This window comes from Bradyrhizobium arachidis, from assembly GCF_024758505.1.
GTDB lineage: Bacteria > Pseudomonadota > Alphaproteobacteria > Rhizobiales > Xanthobacteraceae > Bradyrhizobium > Bradyrhizobium manausense_C.
Genome location: NZ_CP077970.1, coordinates 5,325,667 through 5,344,883, shown reverse-complemented (window position 1 = coordinate 5,344,883; position 19,217 = coordinate 5,325,667). Strand labels below are relative to the sequence as shown.

Genomic DNA, 19,217 nt, shown 5'->3' with positions numbered 1-19,217 from the left:
TCGCTTCAGGAATCTTCGCGAGCGTCACGGAATGGTTGCAGCGCTATTGCGATTGGGTGTCGCGACGTGTCTTGCCTGTCGCCCAAAGCGCGCAGGCCCACCAGAATTGGAAGACGAGGAGGATGGGCCACAGGAGCGATGGCCAGAGCCATGATAGGCTCGGGGCACCTGCCTTGAAGCCAAGCGAAGGCTTAACCCACAGCTCGACTTCTTCCCCCACGAGGGGCCGTTCGACTGCGACGACCTTTATGCGGACAACGTTCGTGCCCTGATGGAGTAGCAGTTCGTTCCTCTCCGGCGGCCACTTGTAGCGCCCCGGCGAGATCGAGAGATTGGGCGTAAGGTTCCGCGTGAAAAACGAGGGGCCATGCCCGCTCTTCGGCATTGCTTCGTAAGTTACCGGCGCGGCGTCTGGCACGGATGCGACGATGCGGATCGCGCTCCCTGGATTGGGGAACTTCGAAATCCCCGGCTCGCGCAAGTCTGCTCGGGTCGTATAGTCGCCCAGTTCCGGCCTGCCTGTGTGGTCGCCCCCGTCGCGGAATTGCAACTCCATCGACAACGGGCCCTCGATAAACCGGTAGATATCGAACTCCGTCGAAGTGCCGGGCTCAAGCTTGATGGCGAACATGTAGGTCCTGCTCGCGAGGGACCCGGCCCACACATAGGGAATTATCAGCAAGCTCGTGGCGAGCCATGCGAGCCAGGACTTCCATCGAAAGCGAGTCATAACGGTCAAGTCGGTAGCCGTCCGTTAACCTCAGGTTGTGGTCTCCCCGGATGTAATCGGACAAGTGCTAAGTCTTCGTTAGACAAATCGGTAGACGAATGCGCCCCGGTGAAACCGGCTCGAGCTTGAGGATATCAGCGAGCTCGTAAGGTGGGCAGAGCGAAGCGTGCCCACCTCTTTTGCTGCAATCAAGAAAGATGGTGGGCACGGCGCTTCACGCCTTTGCCCACGATATCTCCGCAAACGAAAACGGCGCCATCGTGAGATGGCGCCGCTTCGAAAGCCGTGATCGCTAAAACTTACTTCCGGTTGCCGATCGCCACGTAGTCGCGGCGGGGGACGCCGGTGTAGAGCTGGCGCGGACGGCCGATCTTCTGGTGCGGATCCTCGATCATCTCGCTCCACTGGCTGATCCAGCCGACGGTGCGGGCGACCGCGAACAGCACGGTGAACATCGAGACCGGGAAGCCCATCGCCTTCAGCGTGATGCCCGAATAGAAATCGACGTTCGGGTAGAGCTTGCGGTCGATGAAGTACTGATCGCTGAGCGCGATCTTCTCGAGCTCGAGCGCGACCTTGAGCATCGGATCGTCGCCATGACCGGTCTCCTTGAGCACGGCGTGACACATCTTCTGCATGATCTTGGCGCGCGGATCGTAGTTCTTGTAGACGCGATGACCGAAGCCCATCAGGCGGACTTCGCTGCTCTTGTCCTTCACCTTCGTGATGAACTCCGGAATCTTGTCGACCGTGCCGATGTCGGCGAGCATGGCGAGCGCGGCTTCGTTGGCGCCGCCATGGGCCGGGCCCCAGAGGCAGGCAATGCCGGCCGCGATGCAGGCGAACGGGTTGGCGCCGGACGAGCCGGCGATGCGCACCGTCGAGGTCGAGGCGTTCTGCTCGTGGTCGGCATGCAGGATGAAGATCTTCTCCAGCGCTTCGGCGAGAACCGGATTGATCTTGTAGTCTTCGCAGGGCACTGCGAAGCACATGTTGAGGAAGTTCTCGGCAAACTTCAGCGAGTTCTTCGGATACACGAAGGGCTGGCCGACGGTGTATTTGAAGGCCATCGCGGCCAGCGTCGGGATCTTGGCGATCATGCGCATGGAGGCGATCATGCGCTGCTTCGGATCGTTGATGTCGGTGGAGTCGTGATAGAACGCGGCGAGCGCACCGACGGCCGCGACCATGATCGCCATCGGGTGGGCGTCGCGGCGGAAGCCCTGGAAGAAGCGGGCCATCTGCTCGTGCACCATCGTGTGATGGGTCACGCGGTAGTCAAAATCCTTCTTCTGGGCAGCGGTCGGGAGATCCCCATAGAGCAGGAGATAGCAGGTCTCCAGGAAGTCGCCGTGCTCGGCGAGCTGCTCGATCGGGTAGCCGCGGTATTCCAGCACGCCCGCGTCACCGTCGATATAGGTGATCTTGGACTGGCAGCTCGCGGTCGAGGTGAAGCCGGGATCGTAGGTGAACAGGCCGGACTGGCCGTACAGCTTGCCGATGTCGACGACGTCGGGGCCGATGCTGCCGCTGAGGATCGGGAGGTCGTAGTTCTTGTTTCCGACCGTCAGCGTCGCGGTTTTTGTGCTTGGTTTGGCGTCCATCGTAGGTCCCCGATGTGTGGTGAAACGGGCCGGACCCGGAGACCCCAGTGACATGGTGGGGCAGGCCGGAAATTCCAGAAGGTACGGGTGAGATGGGTATATTATTGCTGTGTGCGCTGCAAGATGGCCGCACGCCGGGCTCTACTTACGTCGTAGCCTGATCCTTGAGCCGTCCCAGGCTTTCCTGGCGTCCCAAGACGTCCAAAACCTCGAAAATGCCGGGTGACGTGCTCCGTCCGGTCAGCGCCGCCCGCAATGGTTGCGCGACCGCGCCAAGCTTGAGACTATTTTCCTCGGCGTAGCTCCGCAGCGCGGCCTCGGCGGTGGCGGCGCTCCAGGCCTCGACATTCTCCAGCGCGGAATGCAGCCGTCCGATCAGCCTGCGGTTGTCGTCGGTCAGCAGTGCCGCCGCCTTGGGATCGAGCTCCAGCGGGCGGTCGGCGAAGATGAAATAGGCGCCGTCGATCAGCTCGATCAGCGTCTTGGCGCGCTCCTTCAGGCTCGGCATCGCCTTGAGCAGTTGCGCGCGCGTGGTGTCGTTGAGTTTTGCCTTGAGCTCGGATTTGGTGGGCACATGGTCGAGCACGTCCTCGAACATCTTCACGAGCGAAGCATCGTCGGCATTGCGGATGTAGTGGCCGTTGAGGCTTTCCAACTTGGCGAAATCGAAGCGTGCCGCCGCGCGGCCGATGCCGGAGAGGTCGAAGGCCGCGATCATCTCCTCGGTGGAGAAGATCTCCTGGTCGCCATGGCTCCAGCCGAGCCGGACGAGGTAGTTGCGGAGCGCAGCCGGCAGGTACCCCATGGCACGGTAGGCATCGACGCCGAGCGCGCCGTGCCGCTTGGACAGCTTTGAGCCGTCCGGGCCGTGGATCAGCGGGATGTGCGACATGCTCGGCAGCGCCCAGCCCATCGCATCATAGATCTGCTTCTGGCGTGCCGCGTTGATGAGGTGATCGTCGCCGCGGATGACGTGGGTGACGGCCATGTCGTGGTCGTCGACGACCACCGCGAGCATGTAGGTCGGCGTGCCGTCGCCGCGCAGCAGGACGAGGTCGTCCAGATTCTCGTTCTGCCAGACCACGCGGCCCTGCACCTGGTCCTCGATCACGGTCTCGCCGGTCTGCGGCGCGCGCAGCCGGATCGTCGGCTTCATGCCTGATGGCGCGGTTGCGGGGTCGCGGTCGCGCCACATGCCGTCATAGAGCCGGGTGCGCCCCTCCGCGCGCGCCTTCTCGCGCATCGCGGTGAGCTCCTCGGGCGTAGCGTAGCAGCGATAGGCCTTGCCTTCGGCCAGAAGCTGCTCGGCGACCTCGCGGTGACGGGCGGCGCGGCTGAATTGGTAGATAACGTCACCGTCCCAGCCGAGCTCCAGCCATTTCAAGCCGTCGAGGATGGCGTCGATCGCCTCCTTGGTGGAGCGCTCCCGGTCGGTGTCCTCGATCCGGAGCAGCATCTTGCCGCCGTGCTTCTTCGCATAGAGCCAGTTGAACAGCGCCGTGCGGGCGCCCCCGATATGGAGGAAGCCGGTCGGCGAGGGGGCAAAGCGCGTGACGACGGAATCGGTCATTCTGGGTTAAGGCCTATGCTTCGGGAGGCGGTGGTGTATAGCAGGAACGGAGCATAACTAAAGCCTTGCGGCTGATGTCCTCAGCCCTTGTCAGCCCCTCATCAGCCCCTTGGCTGGGCCGTCCGAATTTGGCAGAAGGACCGCTGATTTCCCTACAGGATTTTCGGATGAGCACAGAACCGGTGGCGGCAGAGGTGGGGCGCGATTTCATTCGCGACATCATCCAGGCCGATCTCGACGCAGGCAAATACAAGGAGATCGTGACCCGGTTCCCGCCGGAGCCGAACGGTTACCTGCATATCGGCCATGCCAAGTCGATTGCCCTGAATTTCGGCATCGCCCAGGAGTTTCCGGGCCGCTGCCATCTGCGCTTCGACGACACCAATCCGGTCAAGGAGGAGCAGGAATATATCGATTCCATCCAGGCCGACGTGCGCTGGCTCGGCTTCGACTGGGGCAAGAACCTGTTCTTTGCCTCCGACTATTTCGAGCGCCTGTACGACTGGGCCGAAAAGCTGATCCGCGACGGGCTCGCCTATGTCGACGACCAGACCCAGGAGGAGATCAGGCTCGCCCGCGGCACCCTGACCGAGCCCGGCAAGCATTCGCCGTTCCGGGAACGGTCGGTGGAGGAGAATCTCGACCTGTTCCGCCGCATGAAGGCCGGCGAATTCCCCAACGGCGCGCGCGTGCTGCGCGCCAAGATCGACATGGCCGCGGGTAACATCAATTTGCGCGACCCCGTGCTGTACCGCATCCTGCATGCGCATCATCCGCGCACCGGCGACAAATGGTGCATCTATCCGAGCTACGACTATGCGCACGGCCAGTCGGATGCGATCGAAGGCATCACGCATTCGATCTGCACGCTGGAGTTCGAGGATCACCGTCCGCTCTACGACTGGTTCATCGAAAAGCTGCCGGTGCCGTCGGAACCGCACCAGTACGAATTCGCGCGGCTGAACCTGACTTACACGGTGCTGTCGAAGCGCGTGCTGACCCAGCTCGTGCGCGACGGCCATGTCGCGGGCTGGGACGATCCGCGGATGCCGACCATGGCGGGCCTGCGCCGCCGCGGCGTGCCGCCGGCGGCGTTGCGCGAATTCGTCAAGCGCATCGGCGTGGCCAAGGCCAACAGCGTGGTCGACGTCGGCATGCTCGAATTCTGCATCCGCGAGGAATTGAACCGGACGTCGCAGCGGCGCATGGCGGTGCTGCGGCCGCTCAAGGTCGTGATCGAGAACTATCCGGAAGGGCAGGTCGAGGAACTCGAGGCGATCAATCACCCCGATGATCCCTCCGCCGGCACGCGCAAGATCGCGTTCGGCCGCGAGCTTTATATCGAGCGCGACGACTTCATGGAGAACCCGCCGAAGAAGTTCTTCCGCCTGTCGCCGGGCAACGAGGTACGGCTGCGCTACGCCTATTTCGTCAAGTGCACCGGCGTCATCAAGAACAGTAACGGCGAGGTGGTCGAGCTGCGCTGTACCTACGATCCCGCGACGAAGGGCGGCAACGCGCCCGACGGCCGCAAGGTCAAGGCGACCATGCATTGGCTGCCGGCAGCTACGTCGGTGCCGGCCGAGATCCGCATCTACAATCAGCTCTTTGCGAACCCGAACCCGGATGCGTCCAACTTCGCCGCCGATCTCAACCCGCAGTCGCTGGAGATTCTCTCCGACGCGCGGATCGAGCCGTCGGTTGCCGAAAGCAATGCGACCGAGCCGATGCAGTTCGAGCGGCAGGGCTATTTCGTCCGCGACAAGGACTCGACGCCCGGCAAGCCGGTGTTCTCCAGGACCATCGGCCTGCGTGACACGTTTGCCAAGGAAGTCGCCAAAGGGTGATTTAGGGGGTGAGGGATGCCTGAGCAGGCCGACGCGATCGTTTCCGCCATCATCGCGAAATGGTGCGCCGGCTTCGCCAGCTTGGATGCAGCGGCGCTCGCCGCGCTGTATTCGAAAAATGCGTTCTTCTTCGGCTCCAACCCGTCGCTCTATCGCGGGCGCGACGGCGTTGCGGCCTATTTCAACGGCCTGCCGCGCTGGCGGTCGCCGAGTGCGGTGTTTTCCGAGGTGAGGGCGGCGCAGGCCAGCCCTGATCTCATCAATATGGCCGCCATCATCTCGTTCGACCTCGCCGGCGAACGGGAGCCGCTCGAGGTCAAGATGAGCTGGGTGATCATCCGCGAGGAGGGCGACTGGAAGATCGTCAATCACCACGCTTCGTCAAAGGCGCCGCTGATCTAAAGCGCAATGGTTTTAGGTTGAATCTCCATCGCGCTTTAGCTCCTTGTTTGAGCATGATCTCTTCGGAAAACCGCTACGCACTTTTCCGGATCATGCTCTAGGCCCGATTCAACCGCTGCTGATCGCGCTCGTCTTCGCAGCCGAGCTACAAACGTCACAATCCCTGGTGCAAGCAGCAGCGCGGCGTTGAGGGCGTCTGCATCATGATGCGGCGCAGCAGTGACGATACAGCGCAGCGCCGGTGGATGATTTTGGTCGGCGCATCCCCATGTAGATTCCGAGAGGGGAGGTGAGCATCATGCGCATTCAACATTGGCAAGATGTGGCAAGCCTTCTGGTGGGCGTGTGGCTGGTCCTGTCGTCCTTCATCCTCGGTCTATCCGGAGCGGCGGTCTGGATCACGATCGCGCTCGGGCTCGGCGTTATGCTGTTTGCCGTCGAAGCATTCGTCATTCCATCCTATCTGGAGGAATGGGGCGAAATGCTGCTGGGCCTGGCTTTGCTGTTGGCGCCCTGGACGATCGGCTATGAGTCGGTATCGGCCACGGTCAGCAGCATGCTGTCGGGCATATTGGTGATCTTGCTCGGCGTCTGGGAGTTGATGACAGATCGCGACTTCACCACCTGGTGGCACGATCACTGGCATCATCGAGCGGGTTGAGATGAGCGAGCTAAGCCTGTCGTTCGCCGACCGCCAGCTACTGGCGGTCGGAGCGGTGGGAGTTGGTTGGGCGCGATGACGCTTCGAGGATCGTCATCGCGCCCTTGCCTTTCGCTCCTGCCTGGCCTTGCGCGCTTGCGCAAGGACTATTGCCTCACGATGCGGCTCTGGGCTCGATCTGCTGCCAGATGCTGATTTTGCGCGTCTCCGGCATCAGGAAGACGGCAAGCACGAAGCACACCGCGGGGACCACGATCGGATAAATCAGCGCGTAGCCGATGCTGCCGGTCGCAGCGAAAGCCGCCGAGGTGATGAACGGTACCAACCCGCCACCCCAGCCATTGCCGATGTGATACGGCACGGAGACCGAGGTGTACCTGATCCTGCCGGGAAAGAATTCCGCCAGGAAAGCGCCGACCGGCCCGTACACCATCCCGACGTAGCAAACGAGGATGAAGATGATGAAGATCGCCGTCGGATAGTTGATGTTTCCGGGCTGCGTGACCGTTCCCAGCCACAGATACAACGGATAGTACGTGATCGCGGCGAGCAGCATGCCGCCGAGGATCACCGGCTTGCGGCCGATCTGATCAGACAGCCAGCCGAAGAAGATCAGGCTCGGCGTTGCAATGAGAAGTGCTGCGCCCACGATGTAGGCCGAGGTCAGCGGATCGACCTTGGAGACCTGCTGCAGGAAGTACAGCGCCCAGAACTGACCGCTGTACCAGACCACGCCCTGTCCAATCAGGACCACAATGGCGATGCCGATATATTTGACGTTCGAGCTGAGGAAGGCCTCCTTCCACGGATTCGCCGTCATCTGGCCACGGGCTCTGATCTCCTGGAAGATCGGCGTCTCCTGGAGCTGAAGCCGAATGTAGATCGCGACGGCCACCAGCAGGAAGGACAGCAGGAACGGAACGCGCCACGCCCATGCGTCGAAGGCCTCATTGCCGGCGTATGTCCGCGTGAGGATGATGACGGCCAGCGACACCACGATCCCGAGTGTAGGCGAGGTCTGTAGCCAGCCGGTATAATAGCCGCGTCGATCGTCCGGCACATGTTCGGCAACGTAGGTGATGGCGCCACCATATTCGCCGCCGAGGCACAAACCCTGGATCATGCGCAAGCCGAAGAGCAGGAACGCAGCCGTCAGCCCGATCGACTCGTAGGTCGGGATCAATCCGATCGCTCCCGTGCCCAGTCCCATTCCGCTGAGCGTGACGAGAAACGTGTATTTGCGGCCGACCCGATCCCCCATCCATCCGAACAGGAATGCCCCCAGCGGTCGGATCAGAAATCCGGCCGTGAACAGTGCGATCGTGCTGAGCAGGGCGGCGACGGGGTGGGACTGCTCAAAGAACTTGACCGATAGAACTGCGGCCAGGCTGCCAAAGATATAGAAATCATACCATTCGATGACGTTTCCAACCGATGCAGCGATGATGACGCGGCGAAAGTCGCGCGGGACTTCCATGGGCATGTGCAACTCCTATGATTCAAGACGTCTCCTCGCATTGTTTCAGCGGTCGATCTTGTCGCGGAGTACGCGCAATGCGCGGCGTTACGGGCGCTATTGAAACGTTGCGTCGGCAACGCCTGACCTCAGGAGATTTCTGGACTACCTGAGGAGAGCTCCAGCGGCTTTAGACCCGCGAGCTACCACTACCTCCCGTCTGTCGGGGAGGCGGGGGAGGTAGTGTAGTCCCACCAGGGGGTGGCACCTTATGAGACTTTCGGCTCAATCGACCTCGTTAGGGCCAGCAGCCGGCCGAGCGATCGCTTCGCGACAAGGCAGGATCGTCTTTCCCCCGCATTCTCCATCTGTTCCGCTATCCCGCTCCCAGCACCTTCCGGTAGCCTTGTGACGCGTCAGCGTATCGTAAGGTGTCAACCGACATGGCGGAGCCGTCCCGGCCACAGCGCGCGCCGCAGGGCAAGGGGATTGCGGGGACTTGGCCAACGGGCCGGGGGGCGCAGGCTGGGGGATTCGCACCCGCCGGCTTTGACGTGTGGTCGTCCCTCGTCGAGACGGTGCGCGGATGGGCCAAGGCCGAAGCCGGCGCCGGGCGGCTGTTGCCCTGGGTGCCCGTCGCCTTCGGCAGCGGCATTGCGCTTTATTTCGCTGCCGACCACGAGCCGGTGTTGTGGGTGGCAGCCGTCACGGCGATCGCGCTCGGCGTGGTTGCTGCGCTCCTGCGCCGCCACAGGCTGTTTGCCCCGGTCGTGATGATCGCCGCGGTCGCGGCGGGCTTTGCGGTTGCGACCTGGAAGACCGCGCGTATCGCGCATGTTGTCCTGGCAAAGCCGCTCTACTCAGTGTCGCTCTCGGGCTTCGTCGAGACCCGCGACATTCGCGAACGCACCGATCGCTTCGTGCTGCGCGTCGTCGAGATGCAGGCGCCGCGCGGCGATGTCAGGCTCGAGCGCGTCAGGCTGTCGGTGCGCAAGGGCACGGCGCCCGAGGTCGGCAGCTTCGTGCAATTGAAGGCGCGGCTGATGCCCCCGCCGGCGCCATCGCGGCCCGGCAGCTATGATTTCAGCCGCGACATGTTCTTTCAGGGCATTGGCGCCTCCGGCTTCGTGATGGGAACGGTCGCGACGGCGGCGTCGCCCGATACCGGCGGGCTGCGGCTGCGCTATGCCGCCTTCATGCAGGGCCTGCGCGACACCATCGATGCGCGCATCCGCGACGTGCTCGAAGGCGACAACCGCGCCATCGCCACCGCGCTTCTGACCGGGCGGCGCGATGCGATTTCCACGCCCGTCAACGACGCCATGTTCATCTCCGGCCTCGGGCACGTGCTGTCGATCTCCGGCTACCACATGGCGGTCGTTGCCGGCGTCGTGTTCTTCGCCGTGCGGGCGCTGCTGGCGCTGATCCCGGGATTTGCGGTGAGGCACCCGATCAAGAAATGGTCGGCGGCGGCAGCGCTGGTCGCGGCTGCCTTCTATCTGCTGCTCTCGGGGGCCGAGGTCGCAACGCAACGCTCGTTCTTAATGACGGCGGTCGTGCTCATTGCCGTGATGGTCGACCGCCGCGCCATCACCTTCCGCACGCTGGCGGTCGCCGCGCTGATCGTGCTGGGCATCGCGCCGGAAGCGCTGGTACATCCGAGCTTTCAGATGTCGTTTGCGGCGACGCTTGGCCTCGTCGCGCTAGTGCAGCTCGGCATGCCGAACCTGTTCGCCTCGCCTGATCATTCGGCCACCGCACGTATCGCGCTGTGGGGCGGCCGCGAGATCGTGATGCTGTTGCTGGCCTCGCTGATCGCGGGGCTCGCGACCACGCCGTACGCCGCCTTCCATTTCCACCGCGTGACGCCGTTCGGCGTGCTCGCCAATCTCGCGGCGATGCCCGTGGTGTCGGCGCTGGTGATGCCGGCCGGACTGCTCGGGCTCCTCGCCGCACCCTTCGGGCTCGACGGCGTGTGCTGGTGGGCGATGGGCGTCGGCATCGACTGGATGGTTTTGGTCTCGCGCTGGGTGGCGGCGCTTCCCGGCGCCATCGGCCGCATCGCGGCGTTCGGGACCGGGCCGCTGGTTGCTGCCAGCATCGCCATCATCCTGATGGGGCTGTTGCGCACGCCCTTGCGCTGGTCGGGGGTCGCTGTGCTGGCGGTTGCGATTGCCTGGGCGCTGATGGCGCGGCAGCCCGATATCTTGATTGCCGGTGACGGCCACAGCGTCGCGGTGAGGGGCAGGGACGGGCAGTTGCATCTGATCCAGGCCGGCAAGAACGCGTTTCTTGTGAAGGAATGGCTGGCGGCCGATGGCGATCCGCGCAGCGCCGGCGATGCCTCGCTGGGCGATGGCGTCTCCTGCGACGAGGCCGGCTGCGTGACGCCGCTCGCCGACGGCCGGTTCGTCGCGCTGTCGCTGCGGCCGGATGCGCTGGCCGAGGATTGCAGCCGTGCGGCGCTGGTCGTGACGTCGAGGCCTGCCGCGCCGGACTGCCCGGCGATGGCGATCGATCGCGCGCGCCTGCAAAGCCAGGGTGCGCTGACGCTGTCGCGCAGCGGCGACGGTTTTGCCGTGCGTGCCGTCAGGCCGCGGGGTGCAAACCGCCCATGGTCGCCGGCTACCGCGGGCGATGGTGATTTCGAGACCAACCTCACGCCGCGACCGGCCGCGCCGCGCAGCCGGGACGCGACGCCGTCAGAGGCTGACTTCCAGGCCGAGGATTGAGCTGGACGTTCAAAGATACCAGGCCAGCATTGCCTTGAGACGTGCGCTGTCGATCACAGGCAGGACCACGATCTGGTTCATGCCGGACGTGCGTGCGAGCGAAGCCGCAATCGAGCCATCCTGCGAGAGATCGTCGTTGAGCACGGGCAGCCCGGTCGCCCAGGCGCCGCCGATGCTGCCTTCGCCCTTGCCGATTGACTTGCCGGCATAGCGTGCGGCGAGGTCGGTCTTTTCGCTGCAATCACCGCCGTGAAAGACCAGCCGCGACCGCGTTTCGTCCGGCACCCAGATCTCGAAACGCCGCGCGATCGGCGTTGCCTGCGCGGACAGGAATGTCAGCACAAAAGTCTGGTCCGTGGCGGTCGGATAGGGAATGCCGACGCCGAGATTGATCCCGACCTTGGAGGCGTCTTCCCAGCGCAGGAAGCTTTTGGTGTCGTGCAGGTCCTTGATGAGCAAGGGCATGCCCGCCTTCCAGGTTCGTCCGGGCAGACCGAAGCCGCGCGGAAACTTGGTGTGGCGGGAGTTGAACTCGAACATGTCGGCGGTGCCGTAATAACCGTCGACGAGGCCCATCTCGTGCGAGATTTCGGGATCGTTGTGCCAAAGCTCGATTGCGCCGACATGCGTATCGTCGTCGCCGCAGAACAGCACCATGACGGCTTGCAAAAATTCTCCGGCAAACAAGGGCACGGCGACGCCGCAGGTGAGCCCGGCCTCGATGGCCTGATCCGTCCGCTTGAAGTAGGAGTTGGCGAATTTGGTGAGGATCACCGGATGGCCGCTGGCCCAGGCCTTGCCGGGAAGCCCCTCGTCATGGGCGAACAGCAGGTCTTCGCTGGCGGCCTTGAATGCGGCAAGACCTTCGCCATCATGGCCTTCGCTATCAAGACCTTCGCTGTAGAGGCCGCCGCCAAATTCCAGCCGCGTGCGCGTGCGGTCCGGTACCCAAAGTTCAACGACGCGAATGAACGTCTTCATCAAACGTGTCCGCTGCCCAAGCCTGATGCCCAAGCCTGCAATCAGCATCGGCCATTTAGCGGCAGAACGGACGTTCAAAATTCAGGCAGCGCAGCTCAAACTTCGTGCGGTCGAGAGGCCACGCCAAGGTGCTCGGAGAGAAGCAAAATTACCATAGTCGCCGGCAAAATACCGGCGATGACCATTTCGATGTGAGCCTCGCACCGCGGCCGGCTGCTCCACGCACCACGGATGTGACGACGTCGGAGGCCGACCTGCAGGCCGAGGATTTGATGCGTCAGCCGATCGGCAATCGCGGCATCGTCGCCGGACGTTCGACTTGCTGCTCGGTTGTCGCCTGTTGTTGCTTCTCCTCGCCGATGGGCTGCGTCACCGGCAATTGCAGCACGGTTGCGCGCTGGCCTTCGACCAGCTGTGTCACCAGCACGTATTTGCCGTCGGGGAATTCGATCGCATCATGGTGGCGATCGGGAATGTGCGGATCGACCTTGCCGAACTTGCCGACGCGCGAGTTGATGGTGCGCGTCCAAATCCAGCGATTGTCGTAGCGGACGTTGTCGGCGAAGGCGAGCTCGGTTCCTGGCAAGAGGCAGACGGCAACCGAGAGATCACGCTCTGACGCAAATCCACGCGTCGAGGTACCGCGGAAGGTTGTCGTGACGATCGTCTCGCCGACTTGTGCAGGACGGGTCGCAACGGCGTGCAGGCTGTAGTCACACATCGGAGTGCTCCTCATTCGAGATAGCAAGTCCGCGCCACACCCCCCTTAAAGGCGCTGGCCTCTATCAGAGTGGAAACTCCAGCATATTCCAGTTTGAGGGCGAATCTGCGGCCCGCAGTCGCAACGCCCGATCACAAATTCTTTTCTGACTGTTGTGGAACGAAGCCGCGCCGAAACGGTTTTGTGGCCGTCCCGGCAATCGATATCTGACGCGATGTGCGCGATGCAGGGCATAAAATCATCAATGGGCGGACCGGCGGTCCGCTCATTTTCATTTGTGCAAGCGCCTCATGTGTGCGAGCGCCGTCTTTTAAGGCGCCGCTGCTCAATACTTCCGGTACAGCCCGATCAGCTTGCCCTGAATCTTCACCCGGTTCGGCGGCAGGATGCGCACCTCATAGGCGGTATTGGCCGGCTCCAGCGCGATCGAGGCGCCGCGGCGGCGGAAGCGCTTCAACGTCGCTTCCTCGTCGTCGATCAGCGCCACCACGATGTCGCCGGTGTCGGCGGTCTCGTTGCGCTGGATCAGCGCCATATCGCCATCGAGGATGCCGGCATCGACCATGGAATCACCACGCACTTCGAGCGCGTAGTGCTCGCCCGAGCCGAGCATGTCGGGCGGCACGCTGATGGTGTGGCTGCGGGTCTGCAACGCCTCGATGGGCGTACCGGCCGCGATCCGGCCCATCACGGGGACGGCCACGGGACGCTCGCCCTCGTCAGCGGGCGCGCTTGAGCCGCGGACCTTGCCGAGATTGCCCTCGATGACGCTCGGCGTGAAGCCGCGGCGGTTGGCGCCGGCGGCCTGCAACTCCGGCAGCTTGATCACTTCGATCGCGCGGGCGCGGTTGGGCAGGCGGCGGATGAAGCCGCGCTCCTCCAGCGCCGTGATCAGGCGATGGATCCCCGATTTCGAGCGCAGATCGAGCGCGTCCTTCATCTCGTCGAAGGAGGGCGGTACGCCGCTTTCCTTCAGACGCTCGCTGATGAATCGCAGAAGCTCGTATTGTTTGCGCGTTAACATCTCGACCAAATCCCCCGGTTGATGTCGTTCGATTCCGAGACGCCAAACTCAGCGGCGAGCCGCTACATGCTCGAAACAAATCATGAACGGACACTATATGTTCGATATGTGTTCCGCAACTACTTAATTTACCGTGAAGGTCGAGAACTTCGCGCGCAAAGGGTCAACAACGCGTTCAAATCGGCAGCCGCAACACCTCGCAGGGTGATCCCGGTTCGGCCTTCGGCGCAAACGGCGCGCGCACGAGAAGTGCCTGCGCCGCAGCGAGATTCGCAAGCAGAGACGAATCCTGGTGGTTGACGGGATGGGCGACCAGCGTGCCGTCCTCGCGCTCCTCGAGGCGCGTGCGCAGATAATCCTCACGCACATCGTTGGCGCCGATCTCGGAGCCGAGCACGGCATGTTCACGGCGGTGGTGAATCACCGCGCGGCCCGCGAGGGCTCGAATCAGCGGCACCATGAACAGGAAGCCGCAGACATAGGACGACACGGGATTGCCGGGCAGGCCGATCACGCGCATGGCGCCGAGATACCCGTGCATCATCGGCTTGCCCGGCCGCATCGCGATCTTCCAGAACGTCATCGAGATACCTTCGGCATCGAGCGCGGGCTTCACCAGATCGTGGTCGCCGACCGAGGCACCGCCGGTCGTGATCAGGATGTCGGCGCCGCTCTCGCGGGCCTGGCGGATGCCGGCCGTGGTGGCCTCGATGGTGTCGGCGGCGATGCCGAGGTCGATCGTGTCGGCACCTTCGGCGCGCGCCAGCGCATGCAGGGCATAGCCGTTGGAATAGACGATCTGTCCGGCGTCGGGCGTCGAGCCGGGCATCACCAGCTCGTCGCCGGTTGCGAGGATCGCGACCTTGGGGCGGCGGCGGACGGGCAGGCGGGGATAGTTCATGCCGGCCGCGAGCGACAGATGGCGTTCCGTCAGCAGGCTGCCCTGCCTGATCAGCACGTCGCCTTCGCGAAAATCGACGCCGGCGGGACGGATGTGCCGGCCGGGGCGGGCGGCCTCCTTGAGGGTGATGCGGCCGGCTGCGGCAACCGTGTCCTCCTGGATCACGACGGCGTCGGCGCCATCGGGCACCACGCCGCCGGTGAAGATGCGCACCGCCTGGCCTGCGCCGACTTGCCCGGCAAACGGCCGGCCGGCCGCGACTTCGCCGATGATTTCGAGCTGGGTGTCGATCCGGTCGGCGTCAGCCGCGCGCACCGCATAGCCGTCCATCGCCGACATCGCCTGCGGCGGCTGCGTGCGCCGCGCCGCGAGGTCGCGCGCGAGCACGCGATGCCAGGCCTCGTCGAGCGCGACGGTCTCCTCCGCCACGGGCTCGGCCCCCGCAAGCACCGCGGCAAGCGCGTCAGAAACCGGCATCAGGGCCAAGGCAAAGCTCCCGCATGGCAAATCGAACGAAGGCGACACGCGTTCTAGCCGAGTGCGGGCGGGGAGGCAAAAGGGGGAGGAGGCGCTCGCGTGGGTCGGGCGAGCGATCACCGTTGCCGTCGTGCAGTCCCAACAATGAAGTGGTGCGACCTATATCCGGCGCGCCATCACACTAAGCACGAGACACACTGGGAGGATGGTGGCCACTCCCAGCACGAGCACGACAAAGGCCGCGGCGAGCATCAGGGCGCTCCTGTTTGATCCTCCGGATCGACGTCGGGCGCTCTGAGACTTTGATCGGTATCGGGCAACGGATCGGCCTGGGACTTCAGATCTGCCGCCTTGCTGATCAGCTTGGCGGAAAGCTCCGAATCCGAGGTCGATTTGGCAAACTTGAGCAGGGTGGAGGCTTGTCTGGTGAGATAGGTCTTGCCCAACACGATAACACGTCCGTTGTCGAAATCCTCAACGGAGAGATGAGTCCGCACGCGGTGTTCTGTTCCCGGAACTCTGTACAAAAATGCACAGAGGGAGTTGGTTCCGCAATTTACTCAAAAAGTTCCGGGGAACCCTGCAAAAAGGGCCTGCCTCAGATCCCGAGCGCCCTCAGTGCATTGCCGACGTCCGCGGGTGTGGTCACGTGTACGGCCGTCAGGCCGCGCGCACGCGCGCCTTCGACGTTCTCGGCCAGGTCGTCGAAGAACACGATGCGCTCGGCCGGAACGCCGATCGCCTGCACTACGTGATCGAAGGCATCCGCATCGGGCTTGCGCAGGCCGATGCTGGAGGAGAGATAGAGCTCGCGGAAATGGCCGAGGATGCCGGCATATTCCTTCGAAAAATACTCCACATGCGGGCGGTTGGTGTTGGAGAAGGCGTAGAGCGGCATGTGCTTTGCGGCGCGCGGCAGCAGGTGCGCGATGTCGGGCATCTCGCCCGCGAAGATCGCGTTCCAGCCCTCCAGGAACTGGTCATGAGAAATCGCGATGCCGAGCGCGGACCGCAGGGAGTCGAAATAGGCCTCGTCGCTGATCTTGCCCACCTCATGCTGCCGATAGGCTTCGCCGCGCTCGAACCGGGAGATGATCGCTTCCGGCTTGCAGCCCGCGTGTCCCGCCCAGCAGGCGATCGCCTTGGAGAAATCGATATCGATCACAACGCGCCCGATATCGAACAGGAGTGCGTCCGCGCTGCCGGGAGAGAGACGGGGAGAGGTCATTTGGTCCTTTCAGCTCAGGCGCGACAGATTCAATACCGATAAGGCTCGATGTCGAGCAGCGGAAACGCAGAGAATACGGAGGGCACATTCGTCGCGGTTGCCGGATGCAGGCAGGACTTGTCGATCTCGGCAAACGAGGTGGCCCCTAACAGGCCGAGGCAGCGCAGCACCTCATCTTCCAATAGTTCCAGCATCCGCGTTACGCCGGCTTCGCCGGCGGCCGCGAGCGCCCAGCATTGCAGCCGGCCGATGCCGACCATGTCGGCACCCGACGCGATCGCCTTGACGATGTCGGTGCCGCGGCAGAAGCCGCCGTCGACCATGATCTTGGCGCGGCCCTTCACGGCGTCGACGATCTCCGGCAGCACGTGCATGGCGCCGCGGCCATGATCGAGCTGGCGGCCGCCATGGTTGGACACGTAGATCCACTCGACGCCGTGATCGAGCGCGATCTGCGCGTCCTCGGCGGTCGCGATGCCCTTGATGATGAGCGGGATCTTGTACTTGTCCTTGATCAGCTTCACGGTCTTCCAGTTCAGGCCCTTCTGGTAGTCGCCGCCGGTGGCGCGCAGCCGGCTCTCGCGAACATAGCGTTTTGCGATGTCACGTTCGCGACGGCTGTAATGGGCGGTATCGACCGTGAGGCAGAAGCCGGCATAGCTGTTCTTGATCGAGCGGCTGACGACGTCCTCGACGAAGGCGTCGTCGCCGCGAACATAGAGCTGGTAGAAGCGCAGCGCATCGGGGGCGGCTTGCGCGACCTTTTCGAGGCCCGGATCGGACACCGAGCTCAGCATATGCGCTGCACCGAACGCGCCGGCGCCGCGGGCGACACTGGCCGCGCCATGGGGATCAAAAATCTCGAGCGCGCCGACGGGGGCCAGCACCACGGGCAACCGCATCTTGCGGCCAAACAGCTCGACGGAGCCGTCGACCTTGCTGACGTCGCGCAGCACCCGCGGGCGGAAGGCGATCTCGTCCAGCGCCATGCGGTTGCGGCGCATCGTGGTCTCGGTCTCGGCCGCGCCGACGATGTAGTCCCAGGCGTTCTGGTTGAGGTTGGCGCGCGCCTTCCGGATGAACTCGTGCAGGTTCTGGAACGGCTCGTCGCTGGCACCGAGTTCGACATTTCGGTTCGGCCGGATGCGGGGCGCCTCGTTCATTGTTTTCCTCCCGGTTTCCTTGAACTTATGCCATCGCCTATCGCGTCCGGCGCTCGGAAACCATCCCAAAATTGCATAGCTTGCGGGCGGGGGACGCGCTGCAATTCTTGCCTGGTGCGACCGGTCGGCCAACGTTGCCAAAGATTTAGGCCAGGACGAAGAGGTTTTTGTCGAAGGACGGCCACTGCGTTCAACCCGGCCTTGAAGAAACCCGAAAGCTATTGTGAGAAGCAGGCTGGATCGCCATTTGCACGGCGGCTCCCAATCGCCAACGAAAAAGGCTTGCCACTCCATGCGGAAATCCCTGTTGTTCCCCCTGGGCGCGCTGACGGGCGTGTGCCTCACTCTCCTCGTGACCTCTCCGCAAGGCGAGAACTGGGTGGCGGCGGCGAGAGCGGCGGCGGCAGCGGGCGGCGGCGACAACGCCTATACGCAGCTCAATTTGTTCGGCGAGGTGTTTGAGCGGGTCAAGGCGAGCTATGTCGAGAAGCCCGACAATGCCAAGTTGATCGAGGGCGCCATCAACGGCATGGTGACCTCGCTCGATCCGCATTCGCGCTACATGAACGAGAAATCCTGGAGCGAGATGCAGGAGACGACCTCCGGTGAGTTCGGCGGTCTCGGCATCGAGGTCACGATGGAGGAAGGCCTCGTCAAGGTCGTGGCGCCCATCGACGATACGCCGGCGTCCAAGGCCGGCCTGCTCTCCGGCGATTTGATCAGCAAGATCGACGGCGACGCCGTTCAGGGCATGACGCTCGAACAGGCCGTCAACAAGATGAAGGGGCCGGTCGATACCAAGACCAAGCTCACGATTCTACGCAAGGGCGCGGATGCGCCGATCGACGTCGCGATCACGCGCGAGATCATCCACGTGCGCCCGGTTCGCTATCACACCGAGAATGGCGATACAGGCTATATCCGCGTCACGTCGTTCAACGAGCAGACCACTGACGGCCTGCGCAAGGCGATATCAGCCATCTCCAAGGAGATCCCGCAGGAGAAGCTCGCCGGCTACGTCGTCGACCTCCGCAACAATCCGGGCGGATTGCTCGACCAGGCGGTCTCGGTGTCGAGCGCGTTCCTCGCCCGCGGCGAGGTCGTCTCGACGCGCGGCCGTAGCCCTGACGAAACCCAGCGCTTCACCGCGCATGGCGGCGACCTCACCAAGGGCAAGCCGCTGGTCGTCCTGATCAACGGTGGCTCGGCCTCGGCCTCGGAGATCGTGGCTGGCGCACTGCATGATCACAAGCGCGCAACCCTGATCGGCACGCGTTCCTTCGGCAAGGGCTCGGTGCAGACGATCATTCCGCTCGGCTCCGGCAGCGGCGCACTGGCGCTGACCACGGCGCGCTACTACACGCCGTCGGGCCGCTCGATCCAGGCCCAGGGCATCGCGCCCGACATTGAGATCCTCCAGGATGTGCCGCCTGAATTGAAGGGCCGCATGGACACCATGGCCGAGTCCCAGATGCGCGGCCATCTTTCGGCGGCCGACGGCACCGAGCAGACCGGATCGCAATCCTACGTTCCGCCGGAAGAGAAGGACGACAAGGCGCTGCACGCCGCCTTCGACTTCCTGCATGGCGTAACCGCGAACGCAGCCACGGCCGCGCGACCGACGCCGAAGGCGGCGGTGCCGAACTAGCTAGCTTGGATATCGAGCTGCCGTAGGGTGGGCAAAGCTTTCGGGATCGCTCGAAGAGCGAGACGGAAGCGT

The 19,217-nt window shown here is 63.7% G+C and carries 16 protein-coding genes; 5 read left to right on the top strand and 11 right to left on the bottom strand.

Annotated elements, in window-relative coordinates:
• Positions 1 to 43: 43 nt before the first annotated feature.
• From KUF59_RS24755 to gltX, 3 genes are all read right to left on the bottom strand, one after another.
• Positions 44 to 631 carry a hypothetical protein gene (locus tag KUF59_RS24755; RefSeq protein WP_212460797.1) on the bottom strand — a complete coding sequence of 196 codons (588 nt, stop codon included), beginning with the start codon at positions 629 to 631 and terminating at the stop codon, positions 44 to 46.
• Between the two features lie 398 nt (positions 632 to 1,029).
• Positions 1,030 to 2,334, bottom strand: coding sequence for a citrate synthase (gene gltA / locus KUF59_RS24750; protein ID WP_212460796.1), 1,305 nt, complete (start codon positions 2,332 to 2,334; stop codon positions 1,030 to 1,032).
• A 145-nt stretch (positions 2,335 to 2,479) separates the two neighbouring features.
• Positions 2,480 to 3,904 (bottom strand): glutamate--tRNA ligase, encoded by a 1,425-nt coding sequence (gene gltX / locus KUF59_RS24745; protein ID WP_212460795.1) that lies wholly within the window; start codon positions 3,902 to 3,904, stop codon positions 2,480 to 2,482.
• 167 nt (positions 3,905 to 4,071) lie between these two features.
• Between gltX and KUF59_RS24740 the strand changes: the two genes are divergently transcribed.
• From KUF59_RS24740 to KUF59_RS24730, 3 genes are all read left to right on the top strand, one after another.
• Complete coding sequence (locus tag KUF59_RS24740; protein WP_212460794.1) at positions 4,072 to 5,751, top strand: glutamine--tRNA ligase/YqeY domain fusion protein; 1,680 nt, start codon at positions 4,072 to 4,074, stop codon at positions 5,749 to 5,751.
• A gap of 15 nt (positions 5,752 to 5,766) precedes the next feature.
• Positions 5,767 to 6,153, top strand: coding sequence for an SgcJ/EcaC family oxidoreductase (locus KUF59_RS24735; protein WP_212460793.1), 387 nt, complete (start codon positions 5,767 to 5,769; stop codon positions 6,151 to 6,153).
• 298 nt (positions 6,154 to 6,451) lie between these two features.
• Entirely contained in the window at positions 6,452 to 6,814 is a 363-nt protein-coding gene (locus KUF59_RS24730; protein ID WP_212460792.1) for an SPW repeat domain-containing protein, read from the top strand.
• Between the two features lie 154 nt (positions 6,815 to 6,968).
• Here the strand turns inward: KUF59_RS24730 and KUF59_RS24725 are convergent, their stop codons facing one another.
• The gene (locus tag KUF59_RS24725) at positions 6,969 to 8,297 is read right to left on the bottom strand and encodes an MFS transporter (protein ID WP_212460791.1); all 1,329 of its coding nucleotides are present in this window, start codon (positions 8,295 to 8,297) and stop codon (positions 6,969 to 6,971) included.
• Positions 8,298 to 8,713: 416 nt separating this feature from the next.
• On the opposite strand from KUF59_RS24725, the gene KUF59_RS24720 reads away from it, so the two are divergent.
• On the top strand, positions 8,714 to 11,002 hold the full coding sequence (locus KUF59_RS24720) for a ComEC/Rec2 family competence protein (RefSeq protein WP_212460790.1): 2,289 nt from the start codon (positions 8,714 to 8,716) through the stop codon (positions 11,000 to 11,002).
• A gap of 9 nt (positions 11,003 to 11,011) precedes the next feature.
• Here KUF59_RS24720 and KUF59_RS24715 read toward each other — a convergent pair whose 3' ends face one another.
• The 7 genes from KUF59_RS24715 to KUF59_RS24685 all read right to left on the bottom strand — a co-directional run bounded on the left by KUF59_RS24715 (position 11,012) and on the right by KUF59_RS24685 (position 17,497).
• Positions 11,012 to 11,983, bottom strand: a complete 972-nt coding sequence (locus tag KUF59_RS24715) for a GAF domain-containing protein (protein WP_212460789.1) — start codon at positions 11,981 to 11,983, stop codon at positions 11,012 to 11,014.
• 277 nt (positions 11,984 to 12,260) lie between these two features.
• Positions 12,261 to 12,704 (bottom strand): hypothetical protein, encoded by a 444-nt coding sequence (locus KUF59_RS24710; protein ID WP_212460788.1) that lies wholly within the window; start codon positions 12,702 to 12,704, stop codon positions 12,261 to 12,263.
• Positions 12,705 to 13,029: 325 nt separating this feature from the next.
• On the bottom strand, positions 13,030 to 13,728 hold the full coding sequence (lexA, locus tag KUF59_RS24705) for a transcriptional repressor LexA (RefSeq protein WP_212460787.1): 699 nt from the start codon (positions 13,726 to 13,728) through the stop codon (positions 13,030 to 13,032).
• A 175-nt stretch (positions 13,729 to 13,903) separates the two neighbouring features.
• Positions 13,904 to 15,115 (bottom strand): molybdopterin molybdotransferase MoeA, encoded by a 1,212-nt coding sequence (locus KUF59_RS24700; RefSeq protein ID WP_212460786.1) that lies wholly within the window; start codon positions 15,113 to 15,115, stop codon positions 13,904 to 13,906.
• Between the two features lie 242 nt (positions 15,116 to 15,357).
• Positions 15,358 to 15,555 carry a hypothetical protein gene (locus KUF59_RS24695; protein ID WP_212461015.1) on the bottom strand — a complete coding sequence of 66 codons (198 nt, stop codon included), beginning with the start codon at positions 15,553 to 15,555 and terminating at the stop codon, positions 15,358 to 15,360.
• Positions 15,556 to 15,704: 149 nt separating this feature from the next.
• Positions 15,705 to 16,334 (bottom strand): HAD-IA family hydrolase, encoded by a 630-nt coding sequence (locus tag KUF59_RS24690; protein ID WP_212460785.1) that lies wholly within the window; start codon positions 16,332 to 16,334, stop codon positions 15,705 to 15,707.
• Positions 16,335 to 16,363: 29 nt separating this feature from the next.
• A complete protein-coding gene (locus KUF59_RS24685) occupies positions 16,364 to 17,497 on the bottom strand; it encodes an alpha-hydroxy acid oxidase (RefSeq protein ID WP_212460784.1) in 1,134 nt (377 codons plus the stop codon).
• A 292-nt stretch (positions 17,498 to 17,789) separates the two neighbouring features.
• On the opposite strand from KUF59_RS24685, the gene KUF59_RS24680 reads away from it, so the two are divergent.
• Positions 17,790 to 19,145 (top strand): S41 family peptidase, encoded by a 1,356-nt coding sequence (locus KUF59_RS24680; protein WP_212460783.1) that lies wholly within the window; start codon positions 17,790 to 17,792, stop codon positions 19,143 to 19,145.
• Positions 19,146 to 19,217 lie beyond the last annotated feature (72 nt).